Annotated in this window: 13 protein-coding genes; 6 read left to right on the top strand and 7 right to left on the bottom strand. The window is 44.4% G+C overall.

From position 1 onward, the window contains the following. Positions 1-194: 194 nt before the first annotated feature. Complete coding sequence (locus ACKWCA_RS06650) at positions 195-884, top strand: DsbA family oxidoreductase (protein WP_413977387.1); 690 nt, start codon at positions 195-197, stop codon at positions 882-884. On the opposite strand, the gene ACKWCA_RS06645 is transcribed toward ACKWCA_RS06650, so the two are convergent. From ACKWCA_RS06645 to ACKWCA_RS06620, 6 genes are all read right to left on the bottom strand, one after another. Continuing rightward, positions 865-1,185 carry a hypothetical protein gene (locus ACKWCA_RS06645; protein WP_413977386.1) on the bottom strand — a complete coding sequence of 107 codons (321 nt, stop codon included), beginning with the start codon at positions 1,183-1,185 and terminating at the stop codon, positions 865-867. The genes ACKWCA_RS06650 and ACKWCA_RS06645 overlap by 20 nt on opposite strands. A 136-nt stretch (positions 1,186-1,321) precedes the next feature. After that, positions 1,322-1,936 carry a response regulator gene (locus ACKWCA_RS06640; protein WP_413977385.1) on the bottom strand — a complete coding sequence of 205 codons (615 nt, stop codon included), beginning with the start codon at positions 1,934-1,936 and terminating at the stop codon, positions 1,322-1,324. Continuing rightward, positions 1,933-3,729 (bottom strand): sensor histidine kinase, encoded by a 1,797-nt coding sequence (locus ACKWCA_RS06635; RefSeq protein WP_413977384.1) that lies wholly within the window; start codon positions 3,727-3,729, stop codon positions 1,933-1,935. The genes ACKWCA_RS06640 and ACKWCA_RS06635 overlap by 4 nt, the downstream gene beginning before the upstream one ends. A gap of 55 nt (positions 3,730-3,784) precedes the next feature. Beyond that, positions 3,785-4,390: a hypothetical protein gene (locus ACKWCA_RS06630; protein ID WP_413977383.1), complete on the bottom strand. Its 606-nt coding sequence runs from the start codon at positions 4,388-4,390 to the stop codon at positions 3,785-3,787. 331 nt (positions 4,391-4,721) lie between these two features. Then, a complete protein-coding gene (locus tag ACKWCA_RS06625; protein WP_413977382.1) occupies positions 4,722-5,294 on the bottom strand; it encodes a TlpA family protein disulfide reductase in 573 nt (190 codons plus the stop codon). Between the two features lie 180 nt (positions 5,295-5,474). After that, the gene (locus ACKWCA_RS06620; RefSeq protein ID WP_413977381.1) at positions 5,475-7,166 is read right to left on the bottom strand and encodes a serine hydrolase domain-containing protein; all 1,692 of its coding nucleotides are present in this window, start codon (positions 7,164-7,166) and stop codon (positions 5,475-5,477) included. 49 nt (positions 7,167-7,215) lie between these two features. On the opposite strand from ACKWCA_RS06620, the gene ACKWCA_RS06615 reads away from it, so the two are divergent. From ACKWCA_RS06615 to ACKWCA_RS06605, 3 genes are all read left to right on the top strand, one after another. After that, positions 7,216-7,626 carry a hypothetical protein gene (locus tag ACKWCA_RS06615; protein WP_413977380.1) on the top strand — a complete coding sequence of 137 codons (411 nt, stop codon included), beginning with the start codon at positions 7,216-7,218 and terminating at the stop codon, positions 7,624-7,626. Between the two features lie 82 nt (positions 7,627-7,708). Further along, positions 7,709-8,497, top strand: coding sequence for an EcsC family protein (locus ACKWCA_RS06610; protein WP_413977379.1), 789 nt, complete (start codon positions 7,709-7,711; stop codon positions 8,495-8,497). 90 nt (positions 8,498-8,587) lie between these two features. Continuing rightward, positions 8,588-9,880: an alpha/beta hydrolase family protein gene (locus ACKWCA_RS06605; RefSeq protein WP_413977378.1), complete on the top strand. Its 1,293-nt coding sequence runs from the start codon at positions 8,588-8,590 to the stop codon at positions 9,878-9,880. Between the two features lie 188 nt (positions 9,881-10,068). On the opposite strand, the gene ACKWCA_RS06600 is transcribed toward ACKWCA_RS06605, so the two are convergent. Next, on the bottom strand, positions 10,069-11,130 hold the full coding sequence (locus ACKWCA_RS06600) for a lactonase family protein (RefSeq protein WP_413977377.1): 1,062 nt from the start codon (positions 11,128-11,130) through the stop codon (positions 10,069-10,071). Between the two features lie 259 nt (positions 11,131-11,389). Here ACKWCA_RS06600 and ACKWCA_RS06595 point away from each other — a divergent pair, with 259 nt between their 5' ends. Together ACKWCA_RS06595 and ACKWCA_RS06590 are read left to right on the top strand one after the other, a co-directional pair. Next, on the top strand, positions 11,390-12,397 hold the full coding sequence (locus tag ACKWCA_RS06595) for a helix-turn-helix domain-containing protein (protein ID WP_413977376.1): 1,008 nt from the start codon (positions 11,390-11,392) through the stop codon (positions 12,395-12,397). Positions 12,398-12,473: 76 nt separating this feature from the next. Next, positions 12,474-13,733 (top strand): hypothetical protein, encoded by a 1,260-nt coding sequence (locus ACKWCA_RS06590; RefSeq protein ID WP_413977375.1) that lies wholly within the window; start codon positions 12,474-12,476, stop codon positions 13,731-13,733. Positions 13,734-13,738: the final 5 nt, after the last annotated feature.

The raw sequence follows: 13,738 nt of genomic DNA, 5'->3' as shown, positions 1-13,738 counted from the left end.
AGCGCATCCTTCGTTTATATCTTCAAATTGTTCCCATATGCCGGGGCAGGACTATTGTAGTAGTTCTTAAAGCGGAGTGTCTTGATTCCTCAAGAGTGACTCCTTATAGAACTAAAATAGAAAGTGAACTAGAACAGTAGGTTTCCTCAACCTCTTACGACCAACTCCCCGTAACTCCTAAACACAATTTTAACATGCAACAACAACCCATAAAAGTATCAGTGGTTTCCGATGTCGCCTGCCCTTGGTGCTATATCGGCAAACGTCGCCTGGAAAGCGCTTTACAACAATGGAATGGCGCCCCTGTGGAGGTAACCTGGCACCCCTATCAATTAGACCCTACAATACCGGAAACGGGCTTGGACCGTACCACCTACCTCACCAATAAGTTTGGAGATCTTGAACGTACCAAAGCCATGACCGATCGCCTGACCGAGGTTGGTACGGAAGAAGGGATTACCTTTAATTTCGGGGATGAATGGTTGGCCGTCAATACCCTACCGCTACATCAATTGCTCCATGTGGCGGGAAGCGAAGGTTTTAAGGCTGATCTTAAGGAGCGATTTCTAAAGGCTTATTTTGATGAAAACCTACACCTCAACCAAACCGATGTCCTGGTCGACATTATGAAAGAGTTTGGCTGGGAACCAGAAAAAACAACCGAGGTGCTTGGCGATGATCGCATTGCCTATGCGGTTACACAAGAGATTGCCCATTACCAACAGCTTGGGGTGAACGCCGTGCCCTTTTTTATTATCAATGAGCACTATGGTATTAGTGGGGCGCAACCGCCTAGCGTTTTTTTAGAGGTGTTTGACAAGGTTTCTCCTGTGGAAATCATCAGTGAGGGAGATAGTTGTGACCCTAGTACGGGAGTGTGTTAAACCCTGTTACATCGGATGATGTCGAGATACGTGTTCCTAAGCCTTCGACTGCGCTCAGGGTGACAGTGGGGTTGGGATTGGTGTTTCTAGGCTTCTGGGGGGAGCCCATCTTTTGTACTTCGGCTACGCTCAGTACCCGATTTATAATATGAAAATCTATGATAAGGTTCCTCCATGTTCCGTCGGAAAAGTTCGTTTCGGCTACACTCAGTACCCGATTTACGATATGAAAACCTATCATAAGGTTCCTCCATGTTCCGTCGGAAAAGTTTGTTCCGACTACGCTCAGTACCCGATTCACAGCATGAAAAATCTGCTAGAGTGCCCTTCCATGTTCGGTGGAAAAGCATGTTTCGGCTGCGCTCAGTACCCCTTGCTGGAAATGGGTTATCGTTTAGAGATAGCTTCCGTATTCGATCGAACGGTGCTATACAGTGTTAAAAGTCATACTTCTTTTCTACAGCATACCGCAGCAACTCCCCGGCTCCGCTAAGGCCTAATTTGCGGATCATGTTTTTTCGATGCGTGTCCACCGTACTCTTGCCGATAAACAATTCGTCTGCGATTTGGTGGCTTGTACGACCTTTGGCGATGAGCTGCAAGATCTCCCGTTCCCTTGAGGAGAGCACGCTTTTGGTACTATTCTTTTCGGCATTCGGCAGATGGATTTTCTTATCGTAATAGGTCCTGCCGTCATACACCGTGCGAATCGCTTCCAATACCACCGCCAGGCTGCTGTTCTTTAAAATATACCCTTGAGCTCCCGCAGCCAACATCTGTTTCACGGCCGCATCTTGGTCGAACATGGTGAAGGCCACCACCTTGGTATGGGGCAGCTCCTTCAAAATCACGCGGGTGGCCTCGATCCCATCGAGCTTTGGCATACGAATGTCGCATAACACCACTTTAGGCTGCTTTAACCGAACCAATTTTAGAAGCTCTTCCCCATTACCGGCGTGACCGATGATGGAGATGTCATCCTCATATTTGACATAGGACTTGATGCCATCGACAAGGGCCTGGTGATCTTCGGCTATCGCTACGGTAATCATACGGGAATATCGATTAAAATAGAGGTGCCCCTACCTAAAACACTATCCACCGTAAAGTGGCCTTCAAGATGCTCTACACGCTTTTCAATGGTGGTCAACCCCATCCCTGTTTGGTCCGCAATTACTTTTGAACGATCAAACCCTTGGCCGTTGTCCTCGATGATAATATTTAGATTGTCCTCGTGCTGGGTCAGTTGAATACCGACTTTGGTCGCTTCGGCATGTTTGATGGCATTGGCAACCAGTTCTTGCACCATCCGGAAGAGGTTCAGCTCCAAGGAATTCTCCAAGCGTTCGCCCATACCAAAGTCCTCTACCGCGACTTTTAGGGCATTTGTTTCGGAAATCACTTGGGCCATTTTCTTGATTGCCGGCAAGAGGCCTTGGTCGCTCATGACCCCGGAGTTTTTGCTATGGGCCATACCTCGAACTTTTTGATACGCCTCTTCCAATAGTCTTTGCGCATTCTGTAAAGCCGGGTCTTTTGTATTGCTGTTGGCATTGTCAAAATGTAGTTTGATCGTCGCCATCAAACTGCCTAAATCGTCGTGCAATTCATTGGCGACGCGTTGGCGTTCCTTTTCTTGCCCGGCAATCATGGCATCGATACTGACCAATTCTTGGGCTTTCAAGAGGTTGTCAACCCGTTCTTGTTTGAGTAATGCCTCCTGTTCGGCCAAAAGCCGTTTTTTGGTGGTGTTTTTCTGGAGGAGGATGGCGATACCGCTACCAAAAATTAGTGCTAACCCCGCAGCTACTAGCCAGTTCCGTGTGGTTCGTGATTTTTGCTGTTCTTCAAGGATTTGTTTTTCTTTTTCGGCAGTTTGGTATTTGACTAGAAGATTTCGAAGTTGCTCATTTGAATTGCTATCATAATATGTTTTCAATAATCTTTTTTCTTCTGCCAAGTAGTAGAATGAACTATCGATATTTTTTGCCACTTTATGAAGCTCCGCCAAGCCCTGATAGAAAAAAGCGACTTGTAGAGGTTTATCATTCGGTTTTATTGCTTGCGCTTTGTAGTAATATTCAAAGGCATCTTTGTTATTTTCTAAATTGACGTTAGCTACAGCAATATTATTATAAATTCCAAATAAATTTTGATTCCTCAAAACACCTGGAACCAATTCAAAATTATCCGCTGCTTTTCTCCAACAGCTCAGTGCCTCTTTTTGATCTTTATTGAAGTAGGACTCAAATACACCTATCATTTGCAAAATCTTTGCTTTCAAAAGATAATTCTCCGTTTTTTCTATTAGCGCAAGAGCGGATCTCAGCTCACGACTATTATCCCTGTTACTATATTGACTGTCTAGAATACCACGGTAGTACTTAAAAAAAGCTAAGTCCTGTTCATTCATCGATACCAATTCCAACTCCTTCAAATACGGCTCAATTAGACTTTTTTTCTCGTCGATAGCGTAAAGATATGAGACCATATTATATAATACATAGCGAACTAATAATTCATCTTGAGATTCCTTGGCTACACCATAAGCCGTATGGAGATTCTTGATAACTATGCTGTCTTTCTTATTTTTTGCATATTGTTCTATATTACTATTTTGGACGTGCCGAAGTACTAAGACGAATGATGTTTCGCTTTCGGAAATACTAGCTTGAATGGAATCGTTGGTACCTCCCAAAATAAACTTTAGATGCCATGACAAGACTTCTCTCTCTTTGCCAGGGGCTAGAGTCTTTAATTTATTCTCAGCTTCCTCGAAATTATTATACAATAAATCAATAAGAACTTCTCTATATTTTTGAGTACCATCGTTTTGCGCCCTCACTTCATATTTTAACGAAATAAAAGCGCAATAAATAACAATTACTCTTATAACTCGATCAGTTGATACCTTCATAGATTTTAGCAGGGCAAATTAATGGAGGGAAATGCCTAACGATACCTTCAAGACCTTTATTCTCATATTCCCCTAATATTGAGTTCTTGGAAGTAGGAAGATAGGTTCTCAAATTTGGAAAATCCTCTGACTTGATTCTTATAAATATGTTTTGACCAACAGCCACGGAAATTTTCCTTGCAAACTCGGAATGGATATCGTCCGCATTCTTCCTTGATTCGATGATAATGTCAAATATATGCCCAGATTCATGCTTTTCATAAGAAACTCCTCCAATACCAAATCTCTTACAAGTACCCGCCTCGTAGAGCGTAAAATCAATTTTTTCGATTATCGTATTGTTGTTTGAATCAAGCTTAATTTGCCCCATTACAGAGTATCCATTGGCTATATCATACTGAAAAACCTGATAATTCGATTGATTTGTACAATCGATTTTAAGGCTAAAATCGAAGTCTTCAGTCGGCCTTATTATTTGTTGTTCTTTCTGATGACAAGATTCACATTCTCTCTTATCCTTTATTAATAACCCAATTAATACAATACAAATAAGGGCAAGAATATAAAGTGCTACTTTAGTTGGTTTCATCTTCTTAGTCGTTTTGGTTCAGTCAAATATGGTTCTAATTTACCCGTTTAGGTATCCCCATTCGTAGGGATTTTCGCCGATGCTCAAAATTCCAAGCGTCCTATGCACCAGAAATACCCATTAAAGGGTATTGCAATCGTTTTTATGATCACATTTCTTTACGCAAAGCTTTACAGCTGTAAGCTCATTACAACTAGCGGTGGTGCATAATCGGGGGAGACTGCATCGGCGTGAACCTAATGGGCTTTTCAATTTAACAATTTATTCGGACATAAGACTCCGTAAATTCCGTAGTTCAAAAGAAATTACTGCACAAAGCCTTGTAGCACGTTCAGGACTTGTTGGGAAGAAGTCCGTCTAGAATCGCCCGTACTCGGGTACTGTTCCAATCGGCTGCACCGGTCTCCTTGATGAGGATCTTGCCCGTTCCATCGATCAAGTAATTGGTCGGGATACTTCGGCTATACAATTGTTCCGGTGCCCGCATTTGCGGGATGAATACAGGAAGATCAAGACCTTTCTTTTGCAAAAAATTGCTGACCACCTCTGGGTCTTCCTGGGTAAGCAAGATAAAATCCACTTGATGCCCATAGTCGGCATACAATTCGTCAATGCTGGGGAGTTCGGCAATACAGGGGGGACACCAGGTCGCCCAATAGCTGATAAAGGTCACCTTGCCGGTACCGATGTCCATCCTTTGTGAAGTACCGTCCAGGTCTGACAATAGGTATGTAAAAGGCGCCAATTCGGTTTGGTCCTCCATATCCAATGCGGAGGGTGACCATACCCAGAGCTTTGCTTGATTTAGCGCGACTTGAATCGGTCTCCGCGTTTGGGGAATAAGCAACAACACGATGAAGGCAGCGAAGAGTAGACTGCTCAGTTTGGGTCTTTTTCGTTTCACGGAAGTAAATTACTGCTTTTTTGTCGGGGTAGGTCCGTCAACCTTTCGCATTGCTAGGTTCTCGACTCCGTTAGCCAAATAACGATTAGCTGGTAGCCCTTGGCCTCTGGCATCGCGCATGAAGCATAGAACATCCAACCTCAAGCATCGAGCTCCGTCCGCCCAACTTCACCAAAACAATCAATCATTCAAGTTCTTGACAAACTTTAGGTTTTTTACCCTTCCAGTGGAGACTTCTAGTCCCGATAGTTCATTATCCTCATCTCTAGTAAATACGATGGTATTCCCTCCGGCATCGAACACATCCATTTTTAAAAAACGTAGTGGAATATCCGATACCCTAGGGTGGGTGGCTACCAACTGCCCCTCTTTCTTGACAAGGGTATAAGTAGTACTCAACTCCTCGCTAGTATAGCTTCCTAGATAGGGTTCCATGGCGATACTTGCTTCATCTAGGGGTGTATATTCGTCCAATGCACCTAGAATGGTCTCTCCTTCCGATACGATCATGCGGTCTTTTCCGTTCTCCGAAACAAAGGTCACTTTTACTTCGCCCGGGATGTCGAGCATTACAAATTCATTTGTTGAAATTGGTGCCAATTCGGTAGTGTTCCCATTGCCACGGTCATAGTGTAAGCTCCCCTCGGTTAGTTGTATTTTTCTGGAATAAAGGTCTTTGGCATCCCAATAATGCCCTTCAAAAGCTTGCAATTCATTTTCCGTTAGGGTTATTGGTTTTGGTTTCTCTTTCGTTGCCTCAGGCTCCTCCTCCAATTCTTCCTTCAGATACAAGTCGGCCACTTGCAAGGCCAATGCAACGGGATTGGAGGCCCCCGAATTCGACACTACGGAAACCGCAAAGTCCTGATCCGGAAAACGGGCCAAGTACGAACGATACCCTGCATCAGCTCCGCTATGCTGTATTTGCCGTAGGCCTTTATACGTCCCCACAAATTGTCCATAGGCCCCGCCAAAGGTTTCGCCATCATTGAGTACGGCCAGCGTGTTCATTTGATTGACAATTGCGGCACTTCCCACCTTTACTTCCTTAAAATTCATCGCCCATAAACTTAGATCTTCCACCGTAGTAAATAAGCTGGTCGCCCCGACATTGGCATAGCTCAACACGCTTTTTTGATAGCCGCCTTCCGTCGGGTAATACGAGTAAGAGCGATTTCTTACGATCTTCTGGTGGTCATCATAAAACTGCGAATTCACCATGTTTAAAGGAGTGAACATGCGTTCTTGGGTAAACTCCGCAAAGGATTGTCCGGAAACGCGCGCCACCACTTCGGCCAAAAGCGTAAAACCGGTATTGCAATAGGTATACTGCTCACCAGGACTAAAATTCAGGTCTTTTTGCTTGGCCACCAATTTTAAGACATGCTCTTTGGTGATGACGTCATCCCATCGCCATCCGGCCAGATTTAACAAATCCCATTGATCTCGCATACCGCTGGTATGCGTTGCCAAGTGCCGCAACGTAATGGCTTCTCCAAAATCAGGCACCTCGGCGATGTACTTTTGAATTGGGTCGTCTAGGGTAAGTTTTCCTTCTTCGGCCAATAACAATAGGGCAAATACCGTAAACTGTTTCGATACGGATGCCACGTGGAAAATAGTTTCCATTGTCACGGGGATATCATATTCCAAATGGGCACTACCGTAGCCTTTCTTAAAAACGATTTCACCATTGTGAACCACTGCCACCGCGGCACCCGGTTTTTCGATGGCATCATACTCTTGAAAGATTTCATCTACGGATTTTTCCATTGACGATGTATCCGCGTCATTTTTGCAACTTAGGATCATCGTGGCACTGAAGAGAAAAAGCACTGCAGGCAGAAAAAGTCTTGAAAATGTATTCATCATAATAGGGTTTTTTAGGCGGGAAACTTTGCGGAAGGTATTAAATATTGCAATGGACAATGCATATATGTCCAGGAATCAGGTATGGATTTATAGTTTCGGACTCAAAAGCCTGACAAATAGGCTGCCTCAAGGGTTTCCTGTAACAAAAACCGTCCTTGGTCGACCTATATTGCGAACCAATACAGGAAAGAATATGGCAGGAGGAGGTATAGCAGGGGCCATTGTAGCCCTAAAAAACAACCGGGCAATGCTCCGGAAACGAAAACTAAAGGAAAAAGCCGATGTCTACGGTCAAGGAGGGGAAACAAAATTGAATTTGAAGGAATCCACCGAACAAGATATGAAGCGTATTCGCGAAAAAATCAAACACGACAAACGTCAGGAACGAAAATTATGGGCTATTTCCATAGGGCTTGCGGCCTTTTTACTTTATAGTATCTTTTGGTGGCTTTTCCAATAGCCGCTCATCTTATTCAAAGCAAGGTGAAGAAGCGTTCATTTTGCGAATCCCCTAAATCACTAAAACGAGCAAATACAGATCGATGCAAAAAACAATAGAACTCTCAAGAGAAGACGAACGAATACTGCGTGATGCCAAAACGAAAATGGAGGATATTGGCTGGGCCATGATGGGACTCAACAAGTTCGGGAACAAAATTGAAGATGGCCTGAACCTACTGCCCAAAAAACAACAGGAATGGTTGCAGCAACTAAGTTATAAAGTGCTGCACGGGGTAGTTAAAAGCAACCTCTTCTCCATGAAAAACCATACAAAAAAAACACTACCCTGGAACAAGACCTATAAAGCTTTGGTCACCTCTTCCGGGGCTTTGGGAGGGGCGTTCGGAGCGACGGCCTTCGCTGTAGACCTTGGCGTGACGACCAAACTCATGATGCGTTCGATTATGGATATCGCCAGAAGTGAAGGCGAAGATCTGTCCCAGCTGGATACCCAATTGGCTTGCTTGCAGGTTTTTGCCCTAGGGGGCAAGTCCAAACACGATGATGGACTCGAAACAGGGTATTACGCATCGCGAATTGCAGTGAGTTCCGGTGTAAAAGGGGGTACTAAAGCACTCGAGGGGTTGTTGCGCGGTAGCGCAAATCCGCTGCTGCAGTTTATTGCAACGGTTGCATCACGATTCAGCATCCAAGTTTCGGAAAAATTTGTGGCCCAAGCCGTTCCTGTTCTAGGAGCCGCAGGAGGTGCCTCGATCAATTTAGCCTTTATGAGTCACTTTCAACGTATGGCCCAGGCCCATTTTGCTATTCGAAGACTAGAGCGTGTGTATGGAGCCCCCGCTATTGAAGCAGCATACCATTCGTTATAAGTGTCCTACGCAATATAACCGATATCAAGTTCTCCTATCGGGTACCCAACTAATTTCCTTATCTTGAATGCCTAACTCAAAACCATCACCATGAAAGGCATTCAAAGCGTTCCATTTCGGCCCCTATGGCTTCTACTCCTATTTTTAAACGTCAGTCTCACGCTGAACGCCCAACAGGAATTTCTATATGGGGATCAATTACCCGATGCCCCAGTGCTTTCCGCTCGTGGAGAACATACTATTGGCGTACGTACCATGAACTTGGTGAACAAAGGGCAAGTGGATATTTTGAACTCAAAAGACGGCAAGGACCCGTTATATGATCGCCCGTTGACAGTGGAGATCTGGTATCCTGCAGAAGTCACCCCAGGCGCCAAAGCGGTTGTGTACGAAGAGGTTATGGGCACCCGTGGTGATTCGCTACGCCCCTTGGTTCCATTCACTTTTAAAGGACGGGCTATTCGTGATGCCGACCCAAAGGTTTCCGACGGTAAATTTCCGCTAGTGGTCGTATCCCATGGCTATGTCGGTTCACGTTATTTAATGACCTATTTGACCGAGAATTTGGCCACGAAGGGATATGTGGTCGTAGCCATCGATCATACCGATTCTACTTTTAAGGATGCGAATGCTTTTCATAGCACCTTACTGAATCGTGCCAAGGATATCAAATTTGTCATCAATGAAATGGCCGAGTTATCAGGGGATCCTTTATCTGGGGTTTTGGATGCGGATAATACCGGCATCATTGGGTATTCCATGGGCGGTTATGGTGTCTTGAATGTTGGGGGTGCAGGATATAGCGATGGCGCTGCCGGTTTCTTTGTACAAATGACCGGAGGGAGTACAGCAATCAATGTCTTGGCGGCAAGTAACGAAGACTATCAAAAATCAATTGACCCTCGTGTGAAAGCGGTGGTCGCTTTTGCCCCATGGGGGATGGCACGGGGTGTCTGGGATGCCGAAGGTCTAAAAGGATTAAGGAAACCGACCCTTTTTATTGCAGGAAGCCAAGATGATATTTCCGGTTACGAAAACGGGATCAAGGCGATTTATGAAGGTGCTGTGAACGCGGACCGTTACCTGCTGACCTATAAAGATGCACGACATAATGTAGCTCCGAATCCCCCTCCGGCCGAGTCATTGGCTCCAGGTCTGAGTATCGACGAGTATTACCGCTATGCAGATAGCACTTGGGACCAACGGAAAATCAATAATGTCAACCAACATTTTGTAACTGCCTTTCTCGGAACCCATCTCAAGGAAGAGAATCATGCTACCTATTTGGACATCCCTGCAAATTCCAACGAAAAGGACTGGCCCGGTTTTAAACCGCGGTCGTCAACGGGAATGGAACTGTTGAAAGCAGACGGGCTGGAGTAGTTTGGTATTCGCTATGCGCTGTAGGCCGCGCGCAAATCGCTTAGTTACTGGCTACTGGCTACTGGCTACTGGCTACTGGCTACTGGCTACTGGCTACTGGCTACTGGCTACTGGCTACTAAACTACAGTTTTCAGCATTACCTCAAGGGACGCACCATGAACCTCTTGTGTAATTCGCATCACCTTTTTCACAAAAACAACAGGCACACTGGTTTTGGGAGTTTTTCCTCATTCAGAAAGGTGAGTGTTCCTTTTTCTGGGTCTCTTCTGAAAACACAGATGTTATTGCTATTTTGATTGGCGACTAACAGAAAGTTTCCGGTGGGATCCAAAGTGAAGTTTCGGGGCCAATCGCCTTTGACACTTTCGCGCCCTACGAGGGCTAAACGCCCGCTTTCTTGGTCTATCGAAAAAATGACAATCGTATTCTCACCACGGTTCGACCCGTACAAGAACTTTCCATCAGCTGAGATATGAACATCCGCACAATAGCTCTTTCCCTTAAAATAGGGTGCTAGGGTAGACTCGTTCTGTATGGAACGATACCCCATAGCGCCCTCACGTTCAAAAACGGAAATACTCGAATTCAATTCATTGATCACGTATAGGAACCTTCCGTTTGAGGTGCTCGTAAAATGCCGTGGACCGGCACCGGCCTGCAATTGTACGGTCTTGCTTTGTTTAACTACCTGTTCAGCGGTATCGGTATATCCCAAAATCGCATCCAGGCCCAAATCAGCGATATAAAGGTCATTATTGACCCATTGGGCCATATGTGCATGTGATGTTTTTGTAGTGTCAATTTTACGATGATCGAGCACAACCGTCGGACCCTTTAAGCTCCCATCTGCGGCAACAGTGTAAATACTTGCGTTGCCACCGGTATAATTGGCAGCGGCCAGTTGATTGCCAGATGGGGATAAGGCCACATGACATGGATGCGCCCCTTTGCTGGATACCGTTTGTATTTCCGTCAAGCTATCTCCAGCTATGGAAAAAGCCGTTACCGCTCCTGCACCATCCTCGAAATCATTGATTTCTTGAACCGCATACAACATATCCTTTTTTGAGTTGATTGCCAGATAGGACGGACTGGTAATTTTCGCTGCCAGACGACTATCCACAATTTTCCCGGCCTTGGCATCAAACTGCAGCTTGTAAATTCCCTCACTTTCCGTATCGGTATAGGTGCCTACGAATAAAGTGAGTGATTCCGATTCATTTTCCGGGGTACAATTGAGTAAGGTCATTGTAAGGGCTAGTATACATATGGGTTTGCTGTTCATCGTATTGTCGGTTGTCTATTTCGTTGCTTAAAAATAGGGGAAATATAACTCTCCAACTCTGTATCGCATAACTATTTATGCGCTAGTGGCCCAGCCTTACTTCGACGTGAGCTTGGCGATTTCCACAAACTGTATTCTTGATTCAAGCCAAACCAACGATTCTACAGCCTGTTGCATTAAGATTGGGGCGTTTTTGATACCTTTAAAGCGGTTAATTCACCTTATGGATTCAATTGTTCTGGTCTTAAGCTCATTGGGTATTGCGCAGGCGGTTTTCTTGTGTTTGTATCTGCTTACCCTTAAAAAAGGAAATCGAAAAGCGAACTTATTTTTGGCCTTGGTTCTTTTAGGGTTGACCATTCGTATTGGCAAATCGATTCTAAATGTATATCTTGATTTGGAACCCTGGCAACGGAATTTGGGATTATCGGGAGTTTTATTGGTCGGACCCTTTCTTTGGTTTTACGGACGGTTGCTTTTGAGAAGGGAAAAAGAGATTCACAACAGCAACTATGGGCATTTGGTTCCCTTTTTATTGTTCGCGGTTTTTTGCAAATTTATTCCGAACGGCTTTGGCACCATTTCGTATGTTATTTATTTTGCTGTTTTTTTACATTTAGGAGCCTATCTCATATTATCAATGCTCTTGATGTTCCGATTCAAGCATCAAATCGGTACATCCGTTTGGGTATGGTATCGCAATTTGATTATTGGGGTGGGGCTCATCTGGGTCTTCTATATGGGTAATGTATTGGGCATAATCCCGTACTATATCGGAGGAGCTATTTTCTTCTCATTTCTGTTATACGCTTTTTCCTTTGTTCTTTTAAAGCAACCGGTTTTTTCCTTGGAGAAGTATAAAAATTCTTCGATGGATACCGCAACTTCTAAAAAATACATGCAGCACATACGTACCCTTTTCGAATCGGAAGCCCTCTATTTGGACAGTGAGCTGCATATGGCACAAGTAGCTCAAGCCCTGGGGATACCAGCTCGCGATGTGTCGCAGGTCATCAATGAAAACGAGCAACAGAATTTTTCTGAATTTGTAAACCAGTATCGTATCCAGAAGGCCAAAGATCTCTTGGTGGATTCCGCCTACGCGCAAGAAAAAATAGCCACGGTCGCCTACGATTCCGGATTCGGAAATGTGACTTCCTTTAATTTGGCTTTTAAGTCCGCCACCCAATTGACCCCATCTCAATACCGGAAAAAATTTCTTCTGGTTTAGTTTTTCGTTTTAAGAATCATGATTTTTAAAGGATTTTAGTTGCAGTGCGCTTAGTTTTGGGTGAAACTAAAATGCAATGATGTCAGTACAAAAAATCGTTTTATCCCTTTGTTTACTTGGTATTTCAACTGTCGTAAATGCTCAAGATTCGCTCACCACAACAACGCTTCGAACAAAAATCCATCACTTTAGTATAGTAGACGGAAAAATGGTCGGAGAAGGCGTCGATTTACTAAAAAAAGCAATTGCCAAAGCGCAGTTTACCCTTGTTGGCGATTATCCCGATTCCAAAAGCAGTTCCGATTTTACCAACGCAATACTCCCCATATTAGACGATGCACAGTATAAGACCATGGCTTTAGGTGTGGGAGTTCCTACAGCACGTTGGTTACATACCCTGGCACAAGAACCCACTACCGTTGTTTCCGAATTAAGAGCCGCAAATTCGATCTACGCCCTTACCGAGAATAAAAAAACGATTCTTCCACTACCGGATATGAAGTCCGTTGAAGATGCCCGTTTTATTCAAAAGGCAGGAGCACTTCAATGGTCTATCATTGGGTTTGGAAGCGAATCTTGGAACAATTTGCCCTGGTTGCTCGATCAAATGTACGCGGCTTTGTCCGACACGAAACAACAGGAGTACCACAGTCGGCATGCAAAATGTAAAGCTATCTTGAGCAAGATGTATACCACACGAAAGGGTGACTTATTGCGTTTTGCTACTTCACTTAAAAACTCGGCGCCCATTCAAGACTTTCTCGGCAAGATGGCGGTAGAATTAGATGATAGCGCACTGCTCGAGGCCTTTCACAGCAGTATCGAAATCTGCCGTATGCACGCTCAAAAATTATACTTTGAAAAAAACCAACTCCGTGTTCGCGAAGAAAAACGACTGTTGCGGCAAGAGTTAGACCTTAGCGGTTTTGATATCGACCACGATAGACTCTTCGTAAAATGGGATTTAAACTTTCTTTCTCGCGGGTTTCAACCTTACGCTTTTTATGGGCTCGGCAATACCTTGAGTGAAATAGCGGAGTACAATGGCAGCACCTCCCTGCACATCGGTATGATCCCGAGATATCAATTCAAAAACGGGCATCTTTTAGATTTAACAACACAGAAAAACACGATGTCCCATCGTCTCAGCACCCTGGTACAGGCAGGTAAGAAAGATATATGGACCGTTATTGATTTACGCCAAATGATCAAAGAATCACAGTATGCGCCCGTAAAATACCTGCTGAACGAACCGCTGCTAGATCTGATCAAACGGTACGATCTCATTGTCATTCCAGCCTTAGAACAAGAGGCCATCTTAAACCATAATAACTAAAAATC

Source organism: Maribacter corallii, from assembly GCF_047345415.1.
GTDB lineage: Bacteria > Bacteroidota > Bacteroidia > Flavobacteriales > Flavobacteriaceae > Maribacter_C.
The sequence above is the reverse complement of the archived record's forward strand: the minus strand, read 5'-3'. Positions and strand labels throughout refer to the sequence as shown.

Bases quoted from the DNA above. Each gene is read 5' to 3' on its own strand.
- ACKWCA_RS06600 (WP_413977377.1), bottom strand. From the start codon at position 11,130: ATGACCTTACTCAATTGTACCCCGGAAAATGAATCGGAATCACTCACT.
- ACKWCA_RS06620 (WP_413977381.1), bottom strand. From the start codon at position 7,166: ATGATGAATACATTTTCAAGACTTTTTCTGCCTGCAGTGCTTTTTCTC.
- ACKWCA_RS06630 (WP_413977383.1), bottom strand. From the start codon at position 4,390: ATGAAACCAACTAAAGTAGCACTTTATATTCTTGCCCTTATTTGTATT.
- ACKWCA_RS06615 (WP_413977380.1), top strand. From the start codon at position 7,216: ATGGACAATGCATATATGTCCAGGAATCAGGTATGGATTTATAGTTTC.
- ACKWCA_RS06650 (WP_413977387.1), top strand. From the start codon at position 195: ATGCAACAACAACCCATAAAAGTATCAGTGGTTTCCGATGTCGCCTGC.
- ACKWCA_RS06595 (WP_413977376.1), top strand. From the start codon at position 11,390: ATGGATTCAATTGTTCTGGTCTTAAGCTCATTGGGTATTGCGCAGGCG.
- ACKWCA_RS06590 (WP_413977375.1), top strand. From the start codon at position 12,474: ATGATGTCAGTACAAAAAATCGTTTTATCCCTTTGTTTACTTGGTATT.
- ACKWCA_RS06610 (WP_413977379.1), top strand. From the start codon at position 7,709: ATGCAAAAAACAATAGAACTCTCAAGAGAAGACGAACGAATACTGCGT.
- ACKWCA_RS06605 (WP_413977378.1), top strand. From the start codon at position 8,588: ATGAAAGGCATTCAAAGCGTTCCATTTCGGCCCCTATGGCTTCTACTC.
- ACKWCA_RS06640 (WP_413977385.1), bottom strand. From the start codon at position 1,936: ATGATTACCGTAGCGATAGCCGAAGATCACCAGGCCCTTGTCGATGGC.